Origin of the sequence: Microbacterium sp. 67-17 (assembly GCF_001898325.1) — a bacterium.
In the GTDB taxonomy this organism is placed as follows: domain Bacteria; phylum Actinomycetota; class Actinomycetes; order Actinomycetales; family Microbacteriaceae; genus Microbacterium; species Microbacterium schleiferi.
This window is the reverse complement of sequence record NZ_MKTR01000014.1, coordinates 214848-238874: the sequence shown is the minus strand read 5'-3', so window position 1 is coordinate 238874 and position 24027 is coordinate 214848. Positions and strand designations below refer to the sequence as shown.

The window sequence follows — 24027 nt, the reverse complement described above, 5'->3', positions numbered from 1 at the left end:
GGTCACAGCGTCCGCTGGACACACGAGAGCGGGGCCCCGACCCGAAGGTCGGAGCCCCGCTCGCTAGCCGTGAGACTTACTCGTACGCGACGTAGTCGTTGTCTGCCGTGTACTGGTAGATGCCGATCGACGCCTCGGTCGGGTCGCCCACGTCGTCGAACGTGATCGGACCGGAGATACCGTCGTAGTCAGCAACTCCGCCGCCGTTGATGATCTCGGCGCACGCGGCGAACGTGGTGCACTTCTCACCGTCACCGGATCCACCCGAGACTTCCACCAGCTTGTCGGCGATCGCCGCGCCATCCGTGGAGCCGGCGGCAAGCGACGCCAGCGCGAGCAGGATGACGGCGTCGTACGACTCGGCAGCGTAGCTGAACTCGGTCAGCTCCTCGTTGCCCTCATCGACCCAGAAGGTGTTGAGCGAATCGGTGAAGTCGGTGATCGTGTCGATCGAAAGGCCGGGAAGCGTTCCCTTGGCTCCTTCGAGCGAACCACCCACGTCGATGCCGTTGCTGCCGAACTGCGACAGGTTGCCGTCGACGAAGTAGAGCTTGTCGGCGGGCACGCCTGCGGCGAACAGCTCGGGCAGGATCGTCTTGACCTCTTCGAACGTGATCAGAGCGATCGCGTCGGGGTTGGCCGCGACGACCTCCGAGACCTGAGCCGAGAAGTTCGTGTCACCCGTGTTGTACGTGGGCTCGGCAACGACGGTGCCGCCAGCTGCCTCGAACGCGTCCTTGACGAAGCTCGCAAGACCGGTGCCGTACGAGTCGTTGAGGACGATCATGCCCAGGGTCTGCGCGCCCGACTCGGCGATCAGGTTTCCGAGCACCTCACCCTGCAGGGTGTCAGACGGTGCCGTGCGGAAGTAGAGGCCGTTGTCGTCGTAGGTCGTGAACGCCGCCGACGTGTTGGCGGGCGAGAACTGGATGACACCGGCGCCGACGACCTGGTCGATGAACTGCAGCGACGTGCCCGACGAGGCTGCACCGATGATGGCGGAGACGCCCTCGCCGAGCAGACGCGGGATCTCGGTCTCGTAGGCCTTGTTGTCGGTGTCACCCGAGTCGCCCTGGATCATCTCGATGGTCACGCCCGCGTTCGCGGCATTGACCTCGGATGCGGCGTATTCGGTACCCGCGATCTCCGGCGGGCCGAGGAAGGCGAGGTTACCGGTGACAGGCAGCGCCGTGCCGATCTTGAGGTCGAGGGATTCGCTCGGCTCGGTGGTACCGCTCCCGCCACCGGAGTCGCCGGCGCAACCCGCCAGGAAGACCGCGCTGACACCGACCACGGCGATACCGCCGAGGATCGAGCCGGCGCGGGATCGTGTGAAGACGCCCATGATGCTCCTTGCTGTGAATGGATGCGGGCCGTCAAGCGCCCGCACAGTGCCAATAACCTATCCGCGGACTGGTCTCGCGTGTGTTGCGGTGCGTTAACGATGTGTAACGCCATCAGATCGTTACCTGGCGCAGGTATCCGTCGTGATCTGCGGAGCGGGAAGGGCACGGATAGGCGTAGTGTTGAGGTATATACCCCATGGGGGTATATACCTCAACACGGAACGCGCACGGGAGGAACCCGCCATGACAAACCACGAATACCTCGTCACCGGAATGACCTGCGGCCACTGCGAGCACGCCGTGCGCGACGAAGTGTCGCAGATCCCGGGAGTCACGGCTATTGAGGTCAGCGCCGCGACGGGACTCCTGACAGTGACCGCCGACACCCTCGACGACAGTGCAGTGCTGAGCGCGGTCGACGAGGCCGGGTACCAGGCCGCGCGACTGTGATGCCCCTCGGCGGGGGCGGCTCGGCACCGATCGAGCTTCAGATCGGTGGAATGACATGCGCTTCGTGCGCCGCGCGCATCGAGAAGCGACTGAACCGGATGCCGGGGGTGTCGGCATCCGTCAACTACGCCACCGAGAAGGCTGTCGTCCACGTCGACGACGTCCCGGCCGACGGTGGCGAGGCGCGCGCCGATGCCGCAGCCCTCATCGCCGAGATCGAACGCACCGGATACACGGCGACCCTGCCCGCACCACCGGCCTCCGAGAGGGATGACACTGCGGCCGATCCCGAGCTCGCCTCGCTGCGTCAGCGTCTGATCGGTGCGGCGGTGCTGTCGGTGCCGGTGGTCCTGCTCGCGATGATCCCCGCGCTGCAGTTCACGTACTGGCAGTGGGCATCGCTCGCGCTGGCATCACCCGTCGTCGTGTGGGCGGCGTGGCCGTTCCACCGGGCGACGGCGATCAACCTGCGCCACGGCGCCGTCACGATGGACACCCTCATCTCCATGGGAGTCTCGGCCGCCTACCTGTGGTCGCTGTACGCGCTGTTCTTCGGGGGCGCCGGGATGCCGGGCATGACCCACGGCTTCACGTGGATCGCACAGCCCGGCGAAGCCGGAAACACGATCTACCTCGTGGTCGCCGCGGGGGTCACGACATTCCTGCTGCTGGGCCGCTACCTCGAGGTGCGAGCAAAGCGGCGCGCAAGCCAGGCGGTTCGCGCCCTGCTCGAGGTCGGCGCGAAGGATGCCGCGCTGCTGCGCGGTGGAACCGAGGTGCGGGTTCCGCTCGCGCAGCTTCGGGTCGGCGACGAGTTCGTCGTGCGCCCCGGCGAGCGCATCGCGACCGACGGGGTCGTCGTGTCGGGAACATCAGCGGTTGATACCTCGACGATCACGGGCGAGTCGGTTCCCGTCGAGATCGGTGAGGGTGACGCGGTCATCGGCGCGACGGTCAACGTCGGTGGTCGCCTCGTCGTGCGCGCCACGCGTGTGGGCGAGCAGACTCAGCTGGCGCAGATGGCGCGCCTGGTCGAACAGGCGCAGGCGGGTAAGGCCGAGGTGCAGCGACTGGCCGACCGCGTCGCCGGGGTGTTCGTGCCCATCGTCATCGTGATCGCCGCCCTGACCCTCGTGACCTGGCTCCTGCTCGGCGGCGGCACGGCGATGGCGTTGACCGCGGCGATCGCCGTGCTGATCATCGCCTGTCCGTGCGCGCTGGGGCTCGCGACACCGACCGCGCTCCTCGTGGGGAGCGGCCGGGGCGCGCAACTCGGCATCCTGATCAAGGGCCCGCAGATCCTGGAGTCCACCCGGCGCGTCGACACCATCGTGCTCGACAAGACAGGAACCGTCACAGAGGGCCGGATGACGCTCGTCGACGTGCTGCCCGCGCGAGGCGGGGATGCCGCCGAGGTGCTGCGTCTTGCTGGAGCGGTGGAGTCGGCATCCGAGCACCCCATCGCCCAGGCAATCGCGGCGGCCGCGGCTGCCGGAGGGGGTCCGCTTCCCGAGGCCGCTTCGTTCTCGTCCCTGGCGGGGCGGGGTGCGACGGGGGTGGTCGAAGGCCACGCCGTCGCGGTCGGATCGCTCGGCTTGATGTCCGACTGGTCAGTGCATCCGGATGCCGAGATCGCGGCCGCCATCGAGCGTGCCGGAGCAACAGGGATGACGGCGGTCGTCGTGGCGTGGGATGGGGAGGCTCGCGGCATCCTGACCGTCGCAGACTCGGTGAAGCCCTCGAGCAGGGAGGCCGTCACCCGGTTGCGCACGCTCGGACTCGAGCCGATCCTGCTGACCGGTGACCATGAGGCCGTGGCGCGGCGCGTGGGCGACGAGGTCGGCATCCGCGAGGTGATCGCGGGCGTGCTGCCGGCCGAGAAGTCAGCACAGATCGAGGCTCTTCAGGCCAGCGGCCTGGTCGTGGCAATGGTCGGCGATGGCGTCAACGACGCCGCAGCGCTCGCGCAGGCAGACCTTGGCATCGCGATGGGCACGGGTACAGACGCCGCCATCGAGGCATCCGATCTGACGCTCGTGCGCGGAGACCTCCTCGGTGCGGTCGATGCCATCCGGCTGTCGCGCGCGACGCTGCGCACAATCCGTGGGAACCTCTTCTGGGCGTTCGCGTACAACGTCGCGGCGATTCCGCTGGCTGCCCTCGGGCTGCTGAACCCCATGATCGCCGGGGCGGCAATGGCGGCATCCAGCGTCTTCGTCGTCGGCAACAGCCTGCGACTGCGCCGCTTCCAGAGCATCGACCCGGCAGTCGCCCCGTCACGCACACGCACGAACGAACGGAGCCCGCGATGAGCGACACTCTCGAGACGACCCCGCACGAGGGCGGAGCGGCGGATGGCGAGCACAGTGCTCACGGGCCGGCGGCGCACCACGGCTACATCGGCGACAAGCAGCGGTATCTGAACCGGCTGAAGCGCATCGAGGGGCAGGCCCGCGGCATCCGTTCGATGGTGGAGGACGAGAAGTACTGCATCGACATCCTGACGCAGATCAGCGCGACCACTGCCGCGCTGGAGTCGGTCGCGCTCGGGCTTCTCGAAGACCACCTGCGTCATTGCGTGGTGGATGCCGCGCGCCAGGGCGACGAGCAGGCCGAGGAGAAGATCCGCGAAGCCTCGGCAGCCATCGCCCGCTTCGTGCGCTGACACCCGGGCCTCGGCGTGCGGCCGCCGAGTCAGCTGTATTCGGCGACGTCGCTGACGCCGCGCGCTCGGCGCGCGAACACGATCGAGTCGACGGTCAACACTGCCAACGCGACCCAGACCAATCCGAAGCCGATCCAACGTTCCGGAGGCATCGGCTCTCCGAGGATCCAGGCCCCCGTGATGAACTGCATGATCGGGGCGATGAACTGCAGCAGTCCGACCACGGTGAGCGGCACGCGCCGCGCTCCGGCGGCGAACAGCAGCAACGGCACGGCTGTCGCGGCGCCCGCGAGGCTTACCAGCACGACATGCCAGACCCCGTATGCGCCGGCGGCGAGACCGCTCGTCAGCGACGTGACCACCAGCAGCACGATCGCGACCGGCGTGAGCCACGCCGACTCGAGGGTGAGGCCGCTGACGGCATCCACCGACGGCCCGATGCGCTTTTTGATCAGGCCATAGACGCTGAAGGATGCCGCGAGCGTGAGAGCTACCCACGGCACCGAGTTATAGCCGACGATCGTGACGATCACAGCGATGCCTGCGATCGCGATGGCGACCCACTGCGTCACACGCAACCGCTCGCGCAGCACGATGACACCGAGCAACACCGTGGCGATCGGGTTGATGAAGTAGCCAAGGCTCGTCTCGATGACGTGACCCGAGAGGGTCGCGAGGATGAACACCTGCCAGTTGACATAGATGACAGCTCCCGCCAGCGCCGTCCAGCCGAGCAGGCGCGGCTGACGCACGATCGCGAGGAACGGACGCCACGCGCGCATGACGGTGAGCAGGAAGATGCAGAAGACGAGGGAGAGCAGGATCCGCCATCCCACCAGCTCCCAGCCTGTGATCGGGGCCAGCAGGATGAAGTAGAGCGGAAGGAAGCCCCAGAGCAGGTAGGCCGAGAACGCGAAGACACCGCCGACGAGCCGCTCGCGCGCGGCCTCTGCTGGCGCTTCCTGGGCGAGCTGCGCAGCATCCGACCCGGCGATCTCGGCCGCGCCGGATGCCGGAATGTCACCGGTTGCGGGTACGGAAGTCCCATCCCCCGGAACCGATTCGCGCGTCACCCACTCAGCCTAGGGCGCGCCAGCGACACTGCGGCGCGCGTCTGTCGTGCAGGCAGAGAGCCGGGCGGCCGACTCCCGGTGGATTCCTGCCATGCCCCGCAGGCGTGCGTCCCCGGACACGACAACAGACGGGGCCCGGATGCCGCAGCATCCGAGCCCCGTCGAAGAGTTGTCGACTCAGCGGACGACGACCGCCAGCACGTCGCGAGCCGAGAGCACCAGGTACTCGTCGGCGCCGAACTTCACTTCGGTCCCGCCGTACTTGCTGTAGATGACGCGGTCACCGACGGCGACGTCGAGCGGAACGCGGTTACCGTTGTCATCGATACGACCGGGTCCGACCGCGACGACCTCGCCCTCCTGGGGCTTCTCCTTCGCGGTGTCGGGGATGACCAGACCACTCGAGGTGGTCTGCTCGGCCTCGACCTGCTTGATGACGATGCGGTCCTCGAGCGGCTTGATGGAAACCGACACGGGTCTACCTCTGCTTTCCTTGAGATACCAAGACTCGTTAGCAACCTCACACCGAGAGTGCTAACGCAAGTGTATTGAAGCTCTGGCACTCACGCAACGCGAGTGCCAATCCGGATGCGCCGGGTTCGACATCCGTGTGCCCGCTTAGTCATCACGGCGGCCTGCACGATGAGAGTCCTGCCATGCGCGACGACTTAACCTGGTATATGAATCATCTTTCAGTTACCGTGAGTCGCGTGCGATGACGCACCTCGGCATCCGCTCGCTGACGAGGGATGCCCGTGCTCCGACCGGGACGACCGCGCGATGGCACCCGGGGCGATGGCCGGGGCGCCGACGAAGGGATGACGCATGATCTCTCGTGTCCGAAAGCGCGCAGTCGGCGCGCTCCTGGCGGCAGGCTTGGCGGTGGCGGGCCTGGCCGCAGCAGCCCCCGCCGCCCAGGCAATCACCTGTCCCCCGGGCTTCGAGACCCTGCCGGGATGCACAAACGGCGGGGGCGGCTCCGGCGGCGGATCCACGGGCGGCACTGGCGCCTGGACAACCGAGACGATCGCCGGGATGTCGGTGCGGCTGTACACGCCGACGACGGCTGCCGCTCTCCCCGCCGGCCGGGCGCTGATGATCTCGCTCCACGGATGCGTGCAGAAGGCATCCGATCTGCAGTCCGCCGGCAACTGGGCGCAGACTGCCGACGAGTACGGGATGGTGGTCGCGCTGCCGGATGCCCCGAACGGCGGCGTCATCCTCGGCTGCTGGGACTACTACGACGCGAATCACTCGCGCACCGCGCCGTCGCGCCACGACGACAACCTGCTCTCGCTGGCCTCGACGCTCACCACCCGCGCGAGCCTGGGTATCGACGCCGACCAGGTGTATGTGTCGGGGCTCTCGTCCGGCGGCGGGCAGACGATGGTCATGGGATGCCTCGCGCCTGACGTTTTCGCCGGGATGGGCATCAACGCCGGGCCGACGGTGGGCACCACCTCGGGTCAGATCTCGTCGGTCGCGGTCTCGAAAAGCCAGGGGATATCGACGTGCACGGGCTTCGCCGGCTCGGCATCCGGGTCATTCGACACGCAGCTGACCTCGGTCGTCTACGGCAGCAACGATTCGACAGTGGCGCCCGGATACAACACGCTCAACGGTCAGATCATGGCCGACATCTACGATGCCGACCAGACCTCGAGCTTCAGCCTCTCGGGCCTGGCCGGAACGAACACATCGGGCTCGGGCACGCTGTACGCGGACGCCGAAGGACCCCGGGTCTCGGTCATACAGAACACCGGACTCGGCCACAACTGGCCGGCGGGCGCGGGCTCGGGCGGCTCGTACATCAGCGCGAACAGCATCGACTACCCGGCATACGTGACGGAGTTCTTCTTCGACAACAACCGCCGCGTCGATCGGTCGGGTCAGCCGACGCCCACGCCGACACCGACCGGAACGCCGACCCCGACCCCGACCCAGACGGTCACTCCCACGCCGACACCGACGCCGACGGTCCCGCCGAGCGACTGCATCACCGCGACCAACGCCGCCCACAAGGCTGCGGGCCGCGCGACGTCGTACGGGGTGAACCCCTACAACCCCTATTACGCGGTGGGAACCCAGGACTACCTCGGCCTCGGCGACGCCACCGTGGCGAGTCTGCAGCGAGTCTCGGCATCCTCGTGGGATCTCGTGAGCAGCTGCACCTGACACGGATGCCGCGTCGACCGCGTCGGCAACTCCTCAAGAATCGGGGGTCAGCGGTGACAATCGGCCGACGGAGCTCGATCCGACGGCGCCGTTGAGGAGTTAGCAGCGCCCGCGCCTAGGGTGGATGGATGGACATCGCCGAGGTGCGGGCGCTGCTGACGCCGGCAGGACTCGACCTGCTGAACAGCCTCGGCCCCGTCTCCTCCAGCGACGAGGTGGCGCGCACCGTCTCGCGGCTGCGCGGCGCCGGGCACTCCCCCGACCTGGTGTCGGCTGTCGTGACCCAGGCGCGGCTTCGGGAGCGGGCGCGATCGAAGTTCGGCGACTTCGGGGCACGGATGCTCTTCACTCGCGCCGGTCTCGAACAGGCGACGCGTCTGTCGGTTGCCGCCCACCATGCCGGGCGGTTCCGCCGCGCGGGGATCGAGCGCGTCGCAGATCTCGGCTGCGGGATCGGCGGAGATGCGCTGGCATTGGCAAGTCTCGGCATCCGTGTCGACGCCGTCGACGCCGACGAGGTGACCGCGGCCCTCGCTACCGTGAATCTTGCGCCGTTCGGCGCTGACGTCACCGTGCGCCACGGCCTGGCCGAGAACCAGGACCTCAGCGGGGTCGAGGCGGTCTGGCTTGATCCGGCACGGCGCGAGGCCGGCGAGACGGGCCGCGCGCGTACCGACGACTGGTCACCGTCGCTGGAGTGGGTGTTCGAACTCACCGGCTGGATGCCGGGCGGCGTCAAGCTCGGCCCGGGACTCGACCGCGACCGCATCCCCGACGGGTACGAGGCGCAGTGGGTCAGCGCCGACGGATCGACGATCGAGCTCGTGCTGTGGTCGGGCGCGCTCGCGCGCGAGGGCGTGACACGGTCGGCGCTGCTCCTGCGGGGGCAGCACGCCGCGGAGCTCACGGCGCCCGCCGACAGCGAGGACGAACCGGTGCGCGCGCTCGGCGAGTTCATCCACGAACCCGATGGGGCAGTCATCCGTGCCCGCCTGATCGGACAGGTTGCGAGGTCGCTGCGGGCGGGGATGCTGGCGGAGAAGATCGCGTACCTCACCGGTGATGAGGCGGTGACGAGTCCGTTCGTGCAAAGCTTCCGGGTGCGCGAGGTGCTGCCGGCCGACACGAAGAAGCTTGCGCGGGCGCTGAAGGAGCGCGGTATCGGCATCCTTGAGATCAAGAAGCGCGGAGTGGATGTCGACCCCGCCGCACTCCGTCAGAGTTTGAAGCTGAAGGGCGAGGAGTCGGCGACCCTCATCATGACCCGCATCGCGGGCTCCCGCGTCGCGATCCTCGCCGACCGGGTTCCGCCCGCGGCCTGACGCCAAGGCTCTCGGCGAGCGACCCCCTTCGTTCAGTCGCGCCATCCTGCGGCCTCCAGCCCACCCGACCCGCAACACGGCGCGACCGAAGAACCACCCCCACCCATCAGTCGCGCCAATCTGCGGGTGCGACATCCCCGAACCCGCAACACGGCGCGACCGAAGAGTCGGCGCACGCCGGACCGCAGCCCACGACGTGCGGTCAGGTCAGGTGAGCACGGTCCAGGCGTAGAGGAGCCAGCCGGCGCTGTAGAGGATGGATACGCCGGCGAGCACGATCGCCCACACCGCGACGCGCCTGCTGTCGCGCGGATGCCGCAGCGCCATGATGCCCGCCACGATCGCGACGATCCCGATGACAAAGCCCCATCCCACGAACAGCGAGACGGCAAGACCCACGATCGCGAACCCGAGGGCCCAACCGGCGAACCCGCGGTCGAAGCTCGTTGCTTCAACCGGTCCAGCATCCGGCTCCCATCCGGGACGATCCGACGACAAGTCGGGGCCACTGAGGGTCGTCGGCACCTCGACCGGCGCCGTCGGGAACCGTGAGAACCCTCGAGAACGATCAGTCATCCCACCTCCCCCGCGACCTGGATGTCGGTGATCGGCAGCGTCGAGTCGGCACCGAAGGCCATCGTCGACGGGGTACGCCCGGCCATGATCAGTTCCGAGGCAAGCGCCGCGATCATCGCCCCGTTATCGGTGCACAGCGACAGCGGCGGAATCCGCACGGTCACCCCTGCCGCTTCCGCGCGCTCGAGGGCGACCTCGCGCAGCCGCCGGTTCGCGATGACCCCGCCGCCCAGCAGCAGCCGCGGCACGCCGTAGTCAGCGCAGGCGGCGAGCGCCTTGGTCACGAGCACGTCGACGACGGCTTCGCGGAAGGATGCCGCGACATCCGCTGTCGAGACCGGCTGGCCCGCGGCATCCTGCTGCTCGACCCAGCGTGCGACGGCGGTCTTCAGGCCCGAGAACGAGAAGTCGTACCGGTGCTCGGCGAGGTCGCTCGCGCGCGAAAGCCCCCGCGGGAAGCGAATCGCATTCGGGTCGCCGGCCCTCGTGCCGCCGAGGCCGTCAGATCCGGATGCCGCTGCCCGATCGATCTCGGGCCCTCCCGGGTAGGGCAGGCCGAGGATACGCGCGATCTTGTCGAAGGCCTCGCCGGCGGCGTCATCCACGGTCTCGCCGAGCAGTTCGACATCGCTCGTGAGATCGCGCACGAGCAGGAGCGACGTATGCCCACCCGAGACCAGCAGCGCGATCGTCGGGTACTCCAGGGGCTCCGCCTCGGCGTCGAGAAGGTCGGCGGCGATGTGGCCCACGAGGTGGTTGACGGCGTAGAGGGGTTTGTCGAGCGCGACGGCGAGCGCTTTCGCGGCGCCGACGCCGACCATGAGCGCCCCCGCGAGCCCCGGTCCGGACGTCACCGCGACCGCGTCGATCTCGGCGAGGGAGACCTGGGCTTCGGCAAGCGCCGTCTCGATCGTCGGCTGCAGGGCTTCGAGGTGGGCTCGCGCGGCGACCTCGGGGACGACCCCGCCGTACCGGGCGTGTTCGTCCATACTCGAGGCGATCGTGTTCGAGAGCAGGGTGCGGCCGCGCACGATGCCGATGCCGGTCTCGTCGCAACTGGTCTCGATCCCGAGGACGAGCGGTTCGGCGGCGCTCACGTGCACACTCCCCCGGATGCCGCGGCTGCGGGCTCGGTACCGCTGGCCTCCTGCCGGGCGGCATCCCAACCCACCAGATCGAGCTGCATGATGATCGCGTCCACGTCGTCGGGCTGGTAATACCGCGGCCGGCGTCCGGTCTCGATGAAGCCCTCGCGCCGATACAGGCCCTGGGCCACCGGGTTGTCGGCGCGCACCTCGAGGAATACGGTCCGCGCGCCGGCCCCGCGGGCGCGTTCGAGAAGCGCGGCGAGCAGCATCCGTCCACGTCCCGCGCCGCGCACGCCAGCATCGAGGGCGATGGTCTGGATGTCGGCATCCGCTGCCCCGCTCACCGCGCGGACGCCGCCGTAGCCGATGATGCGACCCGCCTCTTCGACCACGAGGTACGAACCGTGCGGCGACGCGAGTTCGCCGGCCATCATCGCCTCTGACCAGGCGTCTGTCGGAAACGAGGTCCGCTCGATCGCCATGATCGCGGCGAGGTCGTCGGCAGAAGCGAGGCGGATGCTCATACGCCCACCTTCTTCGGCCCGGCGGGGAGGGTGACATCCGGCGAGCGCAGGTACAGCGCATCACGGGGGCCGACCTCACGCCCCGCTGCCAGCGCCCGCGCGGCCACCAGCGCGACCATCGCCGCCGAAACTGCCGTCGTGTCGCGCCGCTCGGCGCCGAACCCGGCGAGCACGGTATCGATCGCGTCGCGGGGGGTGAGGGCTGGTTCGGTGACCCGGATCGGCAGGCCGTCGTCATCCATCCCCTCGTAGACCGTGTAGGCGAATTCGCGGCGACGGGCGTCGGTGACGATCGCGAAGCGGCCGGCTTCCGTCTCGCCGAGAAGGGCCTGATCGAGCAGGATGCCGAGGGCCGCAGCGTCGTGGCTGACCACCGGGACCACGGGGACGCCGCGCCCGAGCGCGAAAGTGCGGGCTGCGGCGATGCCGACGCGCAATCCGGTGAAGGGCCCGGGACCCATTCCCGCAGCTACCGCGGTGATCTGCGCCGGCGCGCCCGGGGTGCCGGCGCCGGCGTGCCCGACGGGGGCGTCAGCGCGCGCCGCGCCCAGGGCAGCCCGCAGCAGGTCGCCGATGACCTCGGCGTGTCCGAGGGGGTTCGCGCTCGAGGCTTCGGCGAGCACCACGCCATCGGCCTCGACGACCGCGACTGCGGTGCCGACCGAGGTATCGATGCCGAGAATCACCCCTCCAGGGTATCCGGGCCCGAACCCGCGAACGCCTGACGTGTGCCGTGTACAGGCTCAACCGCCGGAGCCCGCGTGCTTTGTCCTCGTGGCACCCGGTTCATCCTGCAATCGGTCCGGGTCGACCGGGTGCGAGCCCGGCTCCCTCGGGAGCGTCGCGGATCAGGATGGTTCGCGACGGATGCTGACCAGGCGCGGCGCATCGGCGGCGAGATCTTCCGTGGCACGGGAGTACGTGCCACAGGCGGTGTCGACGCCGGTGCCGTGCCACTCGCGCTGCATCTCGACATCCCACCAGTGATCGCGCAGGCCCGAGACCATTCCGCGCCCCCACTCGACGACCACAACCGATCCGTCGTAGTCGATGTCGAGATCGTCGAGTTCGGCGGCGGAGCCCAGGCGGTAGGCATCCACGTGCACCAGCGGCGCGCCGCCGACGAGAGAGGGATGCGTGCGGGCAAGCACGAAGGTCGGGCTCTGGATCGGGCCGCGCACGCCGAGTCCCTCGCCGATCCCGCGCGTGAGGGTCGTCTTGCCTGCACCCAGGACGCCGGTGAGCACAACGAGGTCGCCCGGACGCAGCATCCGCCCCATCTGCACCCCGAGGGCGTGCATGTCGGCGGGGCTCGTGATCTCGCGCTCGCCGATCAGGGAATCGAGGCCGCTCACGATGACACCTGCCGCCGGGGCACGCGCGGACCGATCCGAGTGACGATCTCGTAGTTGATCGTGTCGGCGGCGCGGGCCCAGTCGTCGGCGGACGGAACACCGAGGGTGGGGTCGCCGAACAGCACAGCCTCGTCACCCACCGCGACCGGGTGGTCGCCGACGTCGACGACGAACTGGTCCATGGCGATGCGGCCGGCCACCGCGAAGGGCTTGCCGCCGATCCAGACCGGCCCGCGCCCGGACGCGTTTCGCGGGACCCCATCGGCGTACCCGATCGGGATGAGCGCGAGGGTGCTCTCGCGTTCAGTGCGGTGCTGGTACCCGTATGAGACGCCGTGTCCGGCATCCACGCGGCGCACCGCGGCGACCGCCGCCCGCAGCGTCATGGCGGGCCGCAGGCCCAGGTCTGCCGACGTGCGGTCGGCGAACGGCGAGAGGCCGTAGATCCCGATGCCCAGCCGCACGCACCCGAGCCGTGTTTCGGGCAGAGCGATGGCGGCGTGGGTGGCGGCGAGGTGGCGAAGCGGGGGCGCGAGACCGACCGCGGCCGCCGAGCCCGCGGCATCCAGGAACACCCGCAGCGCCGCCCGGTCATCGTCGTCGCTCGTGTTCGAGAGGTGGCTGAACAGTCCGATCACCCACAGCTTGCCGATGCGCTCGAGCCGCGCGGCTTCGGCGAAGACGACCCCGTAATCAGCCGGTGCGATGCCGTTGCGACCGAGTCCGGTCTCGAGTTTCAGATGCACGCCGACGGGCCGGTCGACGGATGCCGCGCCGGCGGCCTGCTGCAACTGGTCGAAGCTCGAAATGCCCAGTTCGATCCCGGCGTGCGCTGCGTCGCGGAACGACGTACCCGGCGCGTGCAGCCACGCGAGGATCGGGGCGGTTATCCCCGCACGGCGCAGAGCAAGTGCCTCGGTGATGTCCGAGACACCGATCCGGGTCGCACCGCCCGCCAGAGCCGCGACGGCTGACCGGGTCGCACCGTGGCCATACCCGTCGGCCTTCACGACAGCGATGACCTCGGAGTTGGTCATCCGTCGCAGGTGCTGCACATTCGCCGCGATCGCAGCGACGTCGACGGATGCCTCGCGCAGCATCCCCTCGGGCAACCTCGACCCGGGCATGACGCTCATGCCGCTCCCTCCTCGGCAATGCCGCGTCCCTGGGCAGACTCCGCGACGACGTAGGCGGTGGCCAGGTGCGCGTCGTGGGACATCGACAGGTGCAGGGTCGTGATCGACCGGGCGGCGACGACGTCGGCGGTCGAACCCGTGAGGGTGAACCACGGTCGACCGGATGCCTCGGGAGTCACCTCGATCTCGGTCCAGTGCACACCGTCCGACCCGCCGAGCGCTTTGATGAGCGCTTCCTTCGCCGCGTAGCGCGCGGCCAGAGACCGCGGTTTCAGCATCCGTTCGGCTGGTGAAAACAGTCGAACGAGCAGCTTCGGGGTGCGCGCTATCGTCCGTTCGAAGCGTTCGATGTCGACAAGGTCGACGCCGATCCCGACGATCATGGACTCTCCTCAGCCGGCGGCGGTGACGGATGCCGCAGCATCCGCCACCCTACCGCTGGCCGGTATGAGACGTCCGCGCCAATCAGGCGGCGATGCGGCGGCGAACCACGATCCCCGCGCCAGCAAGGATCGCCAGGAACGCGATGACCGCGACGATCCCGAGCGGCAGTCCGTCGGCACCCGTCTGCGCCATGACACCATCGCTGAGCACCGCCTGGCCGGTTGCGCCCTGCACGGTGACCGTCGCCCACCCGATCACCCCGCTGCTGTTCTGCACGACGAGCGTGTGGGTACCCGCGGGCACGGATGCCGGAACGGTTGCCGTCACGGTGCCGCCAGCAACCTTCGTCCAGCCTGAGATCAGGGTCGGCGTGGAGTGGAGCCAGACCTGGACCCACTCGCCGTCGTGGCCCGGCACCGAGATGGTGATCGGGTCGCCGACGCGCAGCGTCCCCGACGGGGCGATGACGCCTTCGAGCGACGGGTCGAGGTCCGCGACGCTCACGGGAACCGTGTTCTCCGTCGGCACACCGGAGCCGTCACCACCGCCGGGGTTGTCACCACCGCCGGGGTTGTCACCACCGCCCTGGTTGTCACCACCGCCGGGGTTGTCGCCGCCGCCCGGGCCCGAGTCTGCGAGCACGGTGAGGGCGCGAACCTCCGAGTCGGCGGCAGCCCCATAGGGGTCGACCGACGACGCGTACCAGCCGTACTCGCCGGGCGTGGCATCCCACGTCACCGACGTTGTCGAGCCGCTTTCGACGCCGCTGACCGCACCGATCTCGTGCGAGGTCAGGATGTCGACTCGAACTCCGTCGGTGCGCAGGACCTTCTGAGCAGGATGGATGCCGAGAGCGGCATACGGCATCGTGAACTCCTGGTGCTCGGCCGCGAGCGAGGGGTCATCGGCGTCGTAGTCGTCGAGCGAGGGCGAGTACGTCCGGGCGATGATCTTCTGGCTCTCGTTGTCGAAGTGCAGCAGGCGGAGGTAGCCAAGTCCCCCCTCGGCGAGGCCCTGGTAGTCAAAGAGCACCTGGTAGACCTGGCGGTCATCCACCCCGTCACCGTCGTCGTCGAAGCCGTCGATACGCGTGTAGGCATCGTGGTAGTGCCCCGAGAACACCATCCGCACGTTGGGGTTGGTGGCGATGACCTCGTCGTAGATCCGCTGCGGGATCGGCCCGAGGCCTCCCGTGGTCAACATGTACTCGTGCAGGTTCAGCACCACGATCCGCTCGGGGTACTGCGCGAGAACCTCGTTCATCCACGCGATCTCGTCGTCACCGGGGCCCCAGCCCATGTAGAGCATGAGGAAGTCGATGCCGCCGGCGGTGATGAGGTCGTAGTGGCCGCGGTTGTTCTCGTAGTCACCACCCCACCAGGGGTTTGCCTGATAGCGGTCAGCGCCGAAGTAGGTGCCGTAGTTGGTGTAGTCGACCTCCTTGTGGCCGACGTCGTGGTTGCCTGCAAGCACGCCGTACGGCAGCGCCGCGTCGTCGAGCTTCTGGTACTCGGGGTCGGCGTAGTTCCACTGCCACAGCTGGTCGTAGTCGTCGACGATGTCGCCCGTGTGGAACAGGTACTGCAGGTTGAGGTCAGACCGCTCGCCCAGCAGATAGTCGTGGATCGCGGTCTGGTGCTGGTGGAACTCCTCGTTGTAGTACTGCGTGTCCGACTCGACAGCGAGCGTGAAGTCGTATTCCGAACGGGGCGTGTCCTCGGGGTTGCGTGGCTCGATCTCGCTCTCGCGCGATGACAGGTTCTCGCCTGCGAACCCTTCGGAGTGCTGGACGAGCAGTCGCACCGAGCCGCCCACGGCATAGTCGGCGACCGGCACGACGGCGTCAAGACTGACCGTCGTGACGTCATCCTTCGTGACGCCGGCCGTTGTAACAACGCGATCGAGCTCATCCCACGCGCCGTCGACGCCGAGCGCGTAGAGCAGCAGCTTGGCGTTGGCGTTGGCCGAACCCTCCCAGTGCACCCGGACGCGGGCGTCGGCCCCGGCGTCGGCGGGCACCGCCGCGTCGAACAGATGGTAAGGGAACGCGGTGTCGGATGCCTCGACCAGCGCCTCGCCGTCGAATGTGCCGAGCTGGGCGGCTTCGTCGGCCGTGAGGTCTCGCGCCCCCGAGCGGTCTGTCGTGTCGGCGATACCGACCGTGCCGGACGCTGCGGTGACACCGTCACCGACGCTCAGCGCCCGCCCTTCGGCGAAGGTCACGTCGAGGAGGTCGCCGGTGGGGTCGACGGCCCGGGCCTCGAGCGTCACCGAGCCCTGCCGAAGGCTCGCGCCGTCAGCCGGCGACACGAGCGTGACGGCGGGGTGTTCGACGGGGGTGCGGAATCCGATGACCCGCTCGGTGACGTTGCCTGCGGCATCCGTCGCGGTGATGACGACCTCGTGGTCGCCCTCGGCGAGCGTCAGTGACGAGGTCTCGTACGGCAGTGCAATGGCGCGACCGTCGAGGGTCGTCTCCACCGAGACGAGGCCGGAGCCGAGGTCGCTGGCCTGCGCATCGATCGTGAACGCGCCCTGGTAGAGCTTGTCGGCCTCGAGATCGGTGCTGACCTCGGGCCGGGTGTTGTCGACACGGACCTGCGCGTCGACCTCGGTACCGCCGTCGGATGCCGAGACGAGGTGCTCACCGTCGGTCACAGCGGTGGTGTCCCAGGCGTAGCTGACGGCCGTGGCGGCATCAGCCGGGATGGTGAACGTCGCGTCGTAGTAGTCGTACTTGCCGGCACTGTCGCCCATCGCGAGCACGGCTGTCGGATCGTCGTAGCCGGTCGGCGTCAGTGTGCGGCCGTCGGGCAGGATCAGCCGCAGCCCCTTGATCGAGAAGTCGTCGTTGTTCTCGTCAAGGTTGATCTCGGGGGCCGCCTTGGTGCCGGCCCACACACTGACGGTCACACTCTGGCCAGCGGTGACGTAGTCCAGCGCAACCGCGGTCGAGATCGTGTCCCAGCCCGAGTAGATGCCGTCGTCGAAGATGTGCAGGATGTCGTCCCCGACCTTCACGCCGTTGCGGAAGAACGTGTCGACGCCGCTCGCTTCGAACGCGAAGACCGGTGCAGCCTCCAGCTGAGGCCTCGCCGTGACAGGGTCACCGTCGATGCTGACCTCGACCTCGGCGGGGTAGGTGTCGCCGCCGGCGATCAGATCCACCTCGCCGCGCAGCCACTGCTCGTCGGTCACGTTCAGGCGCACCGGCGACGTGTCGACGCCGGCGAGGGCGACCCGCACCGGCCCCACGACTGTCTCGTTCGTGCCGTCGCTGGCGACCACGGTGTACTCGAACCAGCGCTTGCCGGTGAGGTCGGCGGCGGCGATCGGTAGGACGTAGCGATCCCCGCCGTCCGAGACGATCTCGTGGCGGATCGGCTCGGCGTCGAGGTTGCTGCGGACAGCGATCGAGAGGGTCTTGACCTGGATGTCGTCGGTCGCCTGGGCAGCGATCTCGAAGTCGGTGCCCGGGGTGATCTCGGATGCTGTCTGGTCGGTGATCTCGGGAGCCGCGGTGTCTGCGGGCACGATCATCAGTCCGTCGTCGACCTGCTCAGGGGCGATGGCTCCCGGTGTCGCGGCCGCGGTGCCGAGCTTCGTCTGCAGGGTCAGATCGTCGTGATTGACGGCGTACTGAATGGGCTGATCGGCGGTCGTATCGTCCACGCCGCCGAGGTTGTAGTACGCGCGGTTGACGGTGAAGCCGGTGTTGGTGGTGATCTCGAGCCCGCGAGCGGCGGAGTTCGACATCCCGCCCGACCGGATCTCGAACAGGCTCTCATCGGCGATGAGGGAGCTTCCAAAGTGCGCGTTGAAGTCCGCGGCGGTGAGCGCGTCGTTCGCGCCGTTCTTGATCCAGAAGACGATCGTGCCGCCCGCACGGATGATCGCGTCCCGAACTGTCGCGGGCCACAGGGTCGTCGACGAGTTGGTGAGATCGGCCAGCGGGTACAGGTATTTCAGGGTGTAGTCGGAGAAGTCGATGGGCGTGCTCGTGGCGTTGTAGACCTCGATGAACTCATACGCGTCGGACCCGCCGACGTTCGCGGTGTCGGGAGCCACCTCGGTGATCTGCAGCGGCGCCGTCACGAGGTCGGCGTCGGGCTTCGGGGCGAAGGGCGCAGGAACGAGCGTGTCGGCCGGGATGACGCCCGGTGTCGGCGCCACGGTGGTCGCGAGCACGGCCATCATCGTTTCGGTGAGCCGCGTGGGGAGGCGATAGTCGACACTCGTGCCGCTGCCGACCTCCCCGGCTGCGTACCAGGCCTCGGTGATGACGGTCTCGCCCGAGACCAGACGGATGCCGCGGCCACCGCCGTTCGCGAACCCCGACTGACCGGTGATCGGGATGACGGTGAGATCGGCGTCGGCGTTGTAGAACGCGCGGAAGCCGTCAGCGGTGGAGCCGTCGGTGTTCGGCGAATACTGGAGCCACAGCACCGCTGCCTTACCAGCGGGGATGACACTTCCCGCGGGGAACGCAAGAGCCTTGGAGCTGGACACGTAGTCGTAGACGACAGTCGTGTTCGTGGCAGTGAGGTCGATGTCGTGATCAGTGGTGTTGTAGACCTCGACGTACTCCCAGCGATCAGTGCCCTCGTTGTCGGGCGCGAACTCGGTAATGATCAGGTCGCGGGGCTCGATCTCGACGACGGGCTCGGGCGCCTCCGCCACGAGCGCCTCGGGAACGACCACGCCCGGGGTGGGCACTGCAAGGGTCGACAGGACTGCCGCAGAGGTCCCGGATGCCGGAACTCGGAAGTGCACACTCAGGTCGGTGCTCACCGCGCCGACGGGAACGAACGCACGCGCAACCTCGGCACCCGCGGCGGTCAGACGCACACCGCGGCCGCCGCCGTTGGCCATGCCCGACTGTCCGGTTACTCGGACGACGTCGTAGTCGCTCTCCGGCTGGGTCGCGGCGAAGTGGGAACGGAAGTCGTCCACGCTCTTCGCGAAGCTGTCGACTGTCGAGGTGGTGTAGCTCAGCCAGAGCACGATCGTCTCGCCAGCGTCGATCACCGTTCCAGGCTCGACGGTCAGCGGTACATCGGAGGCCCGGTCATCGCTGTCGGCGTAGATGTACGACAACCCGACGCTCGCTGCATCCAGATCGACCGCCGAGGCGCCCAGGTTGTGGACCTCGATGAACTCGAAGTCGTCATAGCCGACGTTGTCGGGAACGATCTCGGTGATCACGAGGTGCGGTGTCTCCGATGCCGCTGCGGCCGGCGCGGCAACCACGAGAGGTGTGGCAAGAATCGCGGTGGCGGTAAGGAGAGAGAACGGACGGAACAGGCGCGCAGGGGTGGAAAGAGACATCAACAGCTTTCGTCTGGAGCAAACCCTGCGAACCTACGAGCCCGATGTGACCAGCGGCGACGCCGAGGTGAACGCACCGTGACGGGCAGGTGAGAGCTCGGTGCCCGCAGTGATTCGCTTATCGGACTGCCGGCTCCCGCACCGCCATCCCCGGCCGAGGGGTCAGGTGCGCAACGACGCGAACTTCTCGTCGTAGACGGGTCGCAGCTCGGCGAATCGCGCGTCCCACGCGGCATCATCGATCAGGACGGCATCGGGCGCCACCAACCCTCGGGTCAGGAGCTCAAGGTAGGTCTGCCACCCGGCGCCGTAGAAGATCGACTGGATGCCGTGATGCGAGAGCGTCAGGCGGGTTCCGGCGCCCTCGGGCGCGAGCGTCACCGTCAGCTCCGTGGGATCCTCACCGATGGCGTGCCAGGTGGTCGTGAAGCCGCGCGGCGGGGTACAGGAGGTGACGACCCCTCGGCACCACACCTCGCCGTCCGATCCCAGTACCTCCCACTCGCCGCCCTCACGCAGGTCGCCCCGGCAGGTCGCCATCCATCGCGAGAGCCGCTCGGCGGTCGTGACTGCTGACCACAGGTCGTCGATGTCGGTCGCGTAGACCTCGGAGTACTCGAGGTGGTAGCGGTCGCCGTCGCGCGTGATTAGCGGAGCGTCGAGGGTCATGATGCCTCCTGTGCGGGTGTGATGGGGATTCCGGATGCCGCTGCCTCGTGGTCGGGCTCGGCGACCGCCGCCTCGCGTCGCCGTGAAGACCGGCCTCGCGCGATCTCGGTGTGCAAAGCGTCGAGACGTTGGGACATCGGTGAGCGCAGCCGCTCGAGGTAGGCCGCGGCAGCGTCGAGACCGTCGGCGCGAAGGTGATAGATCCGCCGGGTGCCGTCGATGTCAGCATCCGCGAAGCCGTTCTCGCGCAGCAGCCGAAGGTGCCTCGAGATCGCGGGCTGGCTGATGGCGAATTCGCCGCCGACGAGGTCGACCAGCGCACCTGCGGGCTGCGGGCCCTGAGCAAGCACCTCGACCAGTCGGCGCCGAACCGGATCGCCGAGGATGTCGAGAGCGTGCATGCTCTCTTTATATCATTCTTACGTTATATAGTCGAGAGGCAATGAGCCGGGCCCAGGCGGAGCATCCGACAGACGCGGCGGTATCCGACCGAAGCAGCGCCCCCGGGGCCTACTCGACCGTGACGGACTTTGCGAGGTTGCGCGGCTGGTCGACGTCCAGGCCCTTCGCCGTAGCAAGTCCCATCGCGAAGATGTGCAGGGGCACGACGGCCAGGAGCGGCTCGAACAGCGGGTCTGCCAGCGGGATGCGCAGCACTTCGTCGGCGTAGGGAAGCACGGCGGCATCCCCCTCTTCGGCCACGGCGATGATACGTGCGCCGCGCGCGCGGATCTCCTGAATATTGGAGACGACCTTCGAGTGCAGGAGCGGCGAGTGACGCGGCGACGGCACGATAACGAAGACCGGCTGCCCGGGTTCGATGAGGGCGATGGGACCATGCTTGAGCTCGCCGGCCGCAAACCCCTCGGCGTGGATGTAGGAGATCTCCTTGAGCTTGAGCGCCCCCTCGAGCGCGATCGGATAGCCGACGTGACGACCGAGGAACAGCACCGACTGGGTGTCACCCATCCACCTGGCGAACTGCTCGATGTGCTCCTGCTCACTCTCCAGGACGCGCGCGATCTTCTCGGGCACGGTTTCGAGCTCGAGCACCTGCTGGCGGATCTCGGTGTCGCTGAGCGTCCCGCGCACGTGCGAAATGTGCAGGGCGAGGAGGTAGAGCGCCGTGATCTGCGCGACGAAGGCCTTGGTCGAGGCGACGGCGACCTCGGGGCCCGCGTGCGTGTAGACGATCGCGTCGGACTCCCGCGGGATCGTGGCCCCCTGCGTGTTGCAGATCGACAGGGTCTTGGCGCCGCGCTCGCGCGCGTACTTGACCGCCATGAGCGTGTCCATCGTCTCGCCGGACTGACTGATCGAGACGACGAGAGTGTCAGATCCGATGACCGGGTCGCGGTAGCGGAACTCGTGAGCCAGCTCGACATCGGCAGGCACCCGAGCCCACTGCTCGATCGCGTACTTGCCGACCATCCCCGCATAGGCAGCCGTGCCGCAGGCCACCACGATGACGCGGGTGATGCCGGCGAAAAGGTCGTCGAGGCCGTCAAGCTCGGGGATCGACACGACCCCCTCACGGATGCGGCCCCGCACCGTGTTGGCGACGGCCTCGGGCTCCTCCGATACCTCCTTGGCCATGAACGACGACCATCCGCCCTTGTCGGCGGCGGCGGCATCCCACAGCACCTCGAAGGGTTCGACACCGACAGGGTTTCCGTCGAAGTCGGTCACCTCGACGCCGTCGGGGGTGATCGCGACGATCTCGTCCTGGCCGATCGCGAGAGCCTGACGCGTGTGCTCGACGAAGGCCGCGACATCCGAGGCGAGGAAGTTCTCGCCCTCGCCGAGTCCGATCACCAGGGGCGAGTTACGTCGGGCGCCGACCACGAGGCCCGGGTTGTCGCGGTGCATCGCGAGGAGCGTGAAGGCACCGTCGAGGCGGCGGACTACCGAACGGAACGCCGCGACGAGGTCGCCGCCGTGCGCGCGATACTCGCGGCCGAGCAGGACCGCTGCGACCTCGGTGTCGGTTTCGCTACGAAACTCGAAGCCCTCTTCGCGCAATTCGTTCTTGATCGCGGCGAAGTTCTCGATGATGCCGTTGTGGATCAGCGCGAGCTTGTCGTCGTCGGCGAGGTGCGGGTGCGCGTTGGCGTCAGTGGGGCCACCGTGGGTCGCCCAGCGCGTGTGCCCGATGCCCGTCGTGCCCGCGGGGAGCGGATGCTCGGCGAGATCCTTGCGCAGCACACTGAGCTTGCCGGCATGCTTGCGCATGCCGAGGTTCCCGTCACCGTCGATGACGGCGATGCCGGCCGAGTCGTAGCCGCGGTACTCCAAACGCGACAGCCCGGCGATGAGGATGGGCTGGCTCTCACGGGGCCCGACATAGCCGACGATTCCACACATTCCACACATGCTACGGGGCGCGGACGCCCGCATCCTGCGCCGCCGCCGGGAATACACGACGGCGCTATCTCCGGGACGCCCCAGCGTCGCGACAGCACTACCCGCGGGACGCCCCGAGCGTCGCGACGATATCCCGCGCGACGTCGTCGTTCTCAAACAGGCGATCGTGTGCACACGGACCCGCAAGCGGCGGGATGCCACCGAATCGCTCCGTGAGATCGCCGAACGTCGCCGACCCTTCCGTGGTGGTGAGCTCGACGGTCACGTCACAGCGCGCAATGAAGCTCGAGTCGGCATCCGCTGTCGCCGAACTCACCTCGACAATGCCATCACCGGCCTCGATCTCCTCGTCGAGAGCAGGCCTCACATCCAACCCGAAGACCCCCGCGGCGTCGCGCAGAGCCGTGAAGATCTCGGGGGGCACGAGCCCGGCCGTCACGTGAATGCGGTAATCGCCGGCAATCGCGTGAACCTTCACGCTGCTCGGCCACTCCGGCACGCTCGAGAGCTCCGCCGAGCCCGCCCGAAGCGCCTGACCGCCGTCACCCGCGACCGCGAAGACGGTCCGCACGCTCGGTGGGATGTCGCACCCGACGCGAGCATCCGACTCCATCTCGCGATTGCAGATTCCGACGATTGCGGGCACAGCGATCTGAGCGAGGAGCGAGGCCGACGAGAACAGCGACTCCGTCGCATCCCCGAGGATCGACACCGCCGATGCGACCTGAGAGCCCTCGTTGGGTGTCGCCACGGTGATGACCTGACCGACGTGCGAGGCCACCCCCTCGTTCGATCCCCCGAGGGCGTAACGAAGGGCGAGCCCACCCATCGAGTGCGCGACGATGTCGACGGTGTCGCCTGACTCCGCGGCAAGACAGTCGATCACTCCCGCAAGCGCGGGGGCGGTGGCGGTGTGCCCCACCCACAGTGCTGCCATGGACGAGTAATCGAAGGCGAAGACAGTGGTGTCGGGCAGTTCGGACAGTCGCTCCTGCAGCGAGCGCAGATCCACCGCGGGATCGCCGTCCGACGACCATTCGACGGGCCTGGAGAACGGAGAGTTTGCGATACCCGTGCTCGTCGTGACCGGTCGGGGTCCTGCCTCCGATTCGGGCATCGCGGTGCTGAGCCACCCGTGCACAAGCAGGACGGGGTTTCGCACGGGATCCCCATCAGAGCCGGTGAGCCGCACGAGGTGGGGTGACATCCCCGCGACGCAGGATGCCGCATCCACCCCACCATCGGCACCCGATGCGCCCGACTCAGGGGTCGTGACGGGGGTGACGGATGCCGCGGAACCGGCCACGTCCGCCGGCGCGGCCGCGGCGATGGCGGGCACGCCGATCATCGCCCCTGCCGCAATCGCTGACAGGAGCGTCACGCCGAAGAAGCGCCCACGCCGGTTAGGGAGCAGAGCTTTCATACGGCCCCCGATGACCACCCCGCATGAGACATCTCTACCATGACGATCGGCGTGTCGCGATATCGGTGGCGTCCCACCTGCTTTGGTACCGCTCCCACGTCCCCGGCGATTGGAGAATCCCGCCGATCCGCGCCGATATCGGGCGGTGA

At 68.4% G+C, this 24027-nt stretch carries 20 protein-coding genes; 5 read left to right on the top strand and 15 right to left on the bottom strand.

Annotated elements, in window-relative coordinates:
- Positions 1-76: 76 nt before the first annotated feature.
- Positions 77-1345 carry an ABC transporter substrate-binding protein gene (locus BGO47_RS06900; RefSeq protein WP_292709860.1) on the bottom strand — a complete coding sequence of 423 codons (1269 nt, stop codon included), beginning with the start codon at positions 1343-1345 and terminating at the stop codon, positions 77-79.
- Between the two features lie 244 nt (positions 1346-1589).
- Here BGO47_RS06900 and BGO47_RS06895 point away from each other — a divergent pair, with 244 nt between their 5' ends.
- From BGO47_RS06895 to BGO47_RS06885, 3 genes are read left to right on the top strand one after another with little or no spacing between them, the layout of a single operon-like run.
- Positions 1590-1796, top strand: a complete 207-nt coding sequence (locus BGO47_RS06895) for a heavy metal-associated domain-containing protein (RefSeq protein WP_292709858.1) — start codon at positions 1590-1592, stop codon at positions 1794-1796.
- Entirely contained in the window at positions 1796-4108 is a 2313-nt protein-coding gene (locus BGO47_RS06890) for a heavy metal translocating P-type ATPase (protein ID WP_292709857.1), read from the top strand. Before BGO47_RS06895 ends, BGO47_RS06890 begins: the two co-directional genes overlap by 1 nt.
- A complete protein-coding gene (locus tag BGO47_RS06885; RefSeq protein ID WP_292709855.1) occupies positions 4105-4461 on the top strand; it encodes a metal-sensitive transcriptional regulator in 357 nt (118 codons plus the stop codon). The genes BGO47_RS06890 and BGO47_RS06885 overlap by 4 nt, the downstream gene beginning before the upstream one ends.
- A 29-nt stretch (positions 4462-4490) precedes the next feature.
- On the opposite strand, the gene rarD is transcribed toward BGO47_RS06885, so the two are convergent.
- Both rarD and groES read right to left on the bottom strand, forming a co-directional pair.
- A complete protein-coding gene (gene rarD, locus BGO47_RS06880) occupies positions 4491-5456 on the bottom strand; it encodes an EamA family transporter RarD (protein WP_292709950.1) in 966 nt (321 codons plus the stop codon).
- Between the two features lie 255 nt (positions 5457-5711).
- On the bottom strand, positions 5712-6008 hold the full coding sequence (groES, locus tag BGO47_RS06875; protein ID WP_228177199.1) for a co-chaperone GroES: 297 nt from the start codon (positions 6006-6008) through the stop codon (positions 5712-5714).
- Between the two features lie 351 nt (positions 6009-6359).
- Between groES and BGO47_RS06870 the strand changes: the two genes are divergently transcribed.
- Together BGO47_RS06870 and BGO47_RS06865 are read left to right on the top strand one after the other, a co-directional pair.
- Positions 6360-7709 carry a PHB depolymerase family esterase gene (locus BGO47_RS06870; RefSeq protein WP_292709852.1) on the top strand — a complete coding sequence of 450 codons (1350 nt, stop codon included), beginning with the start codon at positions 6360-6362 and terminating at the stop codon, positions 7707-7709.
- A gap of 128 nt (positions 7710-7837) precedes the next feature.
- Positions 7838-9031 (top strand): class I SAM-dependent methyltransferase, encoded by a 1194-nt coding sequence (locus BGO47_RS06865; RefSeq protein ID WP_292709850.1) that lies wholly within the window; start codon positions 7838-7840, stop codon positions 9029-9031.
- A gap of 207 nt (positions 9032-9238) precedes the next feature.
- On the opposite strand, the gene BGO47_RS06860 is transcribed toward BGO47_RS06865, so the two are convergent.
- The 12 genes from BGO47_RS06860 to BGO47_RS06805 form a co-directional block, all read right to left on the bottom strand.
- Positions 9239-9607 (bottom strand): hypothetical protein, encoded by a 369-nt coding sequence (locus BGO47_RS06860; protein ID WP_292709848.1) that lies wholly within the window; start codon positions 9605-9607, stop codon positions 9239-9241.
- Positions 9604-10704: a tRNA (adenosine(37)-N6)-threonylcarbamoyltransferase complex transferase subunit TsaD gene (tsaD, locus tag BGO47_RS06855; RefSeq protein ID WP_292709846.1), complete on the bottom strand. Its 1101-nt coding sequence runs from the start codon at positions 10702-10704 to the stop codon at positions 9604-9606. The genes BGO47_RS06860 and tsaD overlap by 4 nt, the downstream gene beginning before the upstream one ends.
- The gene (gene rimI / locus BGO47_RS06850) at positions 10701-11219 is read right to left on the bottom strand and encodes a ribosomal protein S18-alanine N-acetyltransferase (protein WP_292709844.1); all 519 of its coding nucleotides are present in this window, start codon (positions 11217-11219) and stop codon (positions 10701-10703) included. The genes tsaD and rimI overlap by 4 nt, the downstream gene beginning before the upstream one ends.
- Positions 11216-11905: a tRNA (adenosine(37)-N6)-threonylcarbamoyltransferase complex dimerization subunit type 1 TsaB gene (tsaB, locus tag BGO47_RS06845; protein WP_292709841.1), complete on the bottom strand. Its 690-nt coding sequence runs from the start codon at positions 11903-11905 to the stop codon at positions 11216-11218. Before tsaB ends, rimI begins: the two co-directional genes overlap by 4 nt.
- Before the next feature lie 162 nt (positions 11906-12067).
- Positions 12068-12574: a tRNA (adenosine(37)-N6)-threonylcarbamoyltransferase complex ATPase subunit type 1 TsaE gene (gene tsaE / locus BGO47_RS06840; RefSeq protein WP_292709839.1), complete on the bottom strand. Its 507-nt coding sequence runs from the start codon at positions 12572-12574 to the stop codon at positions 12068-12070.
- Positions 12571-13710, bottom strand: coding sequence for an alanine racemase (gene alr, locus BGO47_RS06835; RefSeq protein WP_292709837.1), 1140 nt, complete (start codon positions 13708-13710; stop codon positions 12571-12573). The genes tsaE and alr overlap by 4 nt, the downstream gene beginning before the upstream one ends.
- Positions 13707-14093, bottom strand: coding sequence for a holo-ACP synthase (locus BGO47_RS06830; protein WP_292709835.1), 387 nt, complete (start codon positions 14091-14093; stop codon positions 13707-13709). Before BGO47_RS06830 ends, alr begins: the two co-directional genes overlap by 4 nt.
- Positions 14094-14175: 82 nt before the next feature.
- Entirely contained in the window at positions 14176-19422 is a 5247-nt protein-coding gene (locus BGO47_RS06825) for a lamin tail domain-containing protein (protein WP_292709833.1), read from the bottom strand.
- 162 nt (positions 19423-19584) lie between these two features.
- A complete protein-coding gene (locus tag BGO47_RS06820; protein WP_292709831.1) occupies positions 19585-20091 on the bottom strand; it encodes an SRPBCC domain-containing protein in 507 nt (168 codons plus the stop codon).
- Positions 20088-20492: a metalloregulator ArsR/SmtB family transcription factor gene (locus BGO47_RS06815; protein WP_292709829.1), complete on the bottom strand. Its 405-nt coding sequence runs from the start codon at positions 20490-20492 to the stop codon at positions 20088-20090. Before BGO47_RS06815 ends, BGO47_RS06820 begins: the two co-directional genes overlap by 4 nt.
- Positions 20493-20601: 109 nt before the next feature.
- The gene (gene glmS, locus BGO47_RS06810; protein ID WP_292709827.1) at positions 20602-22455 is read right to left on the bottom strand and encodes a glutamine--fructose-6-phosphate transaminase (isomerizing); all 1854 of its coding nucleotides are present in this window, start codon (positions 22453-22455) and stop codon (positions 20602-20604) included.
- A gap of 97 nt (positions 22456-22552) precedes the next feature.
- The gene (locus BGO47_RS06805) at positions 22553-23878 is read right to left on the bottom strand and encodes a hypothetical protein (protein ID WP_292709825.1); all 1326 of its coding nucleotides are present in this window, start codon (positions 23876-23878) and stop codon (positions 22553-22555) included.
- Between the last annotated feature and the right edge of the window lie 149 nt (positions 23879-24027).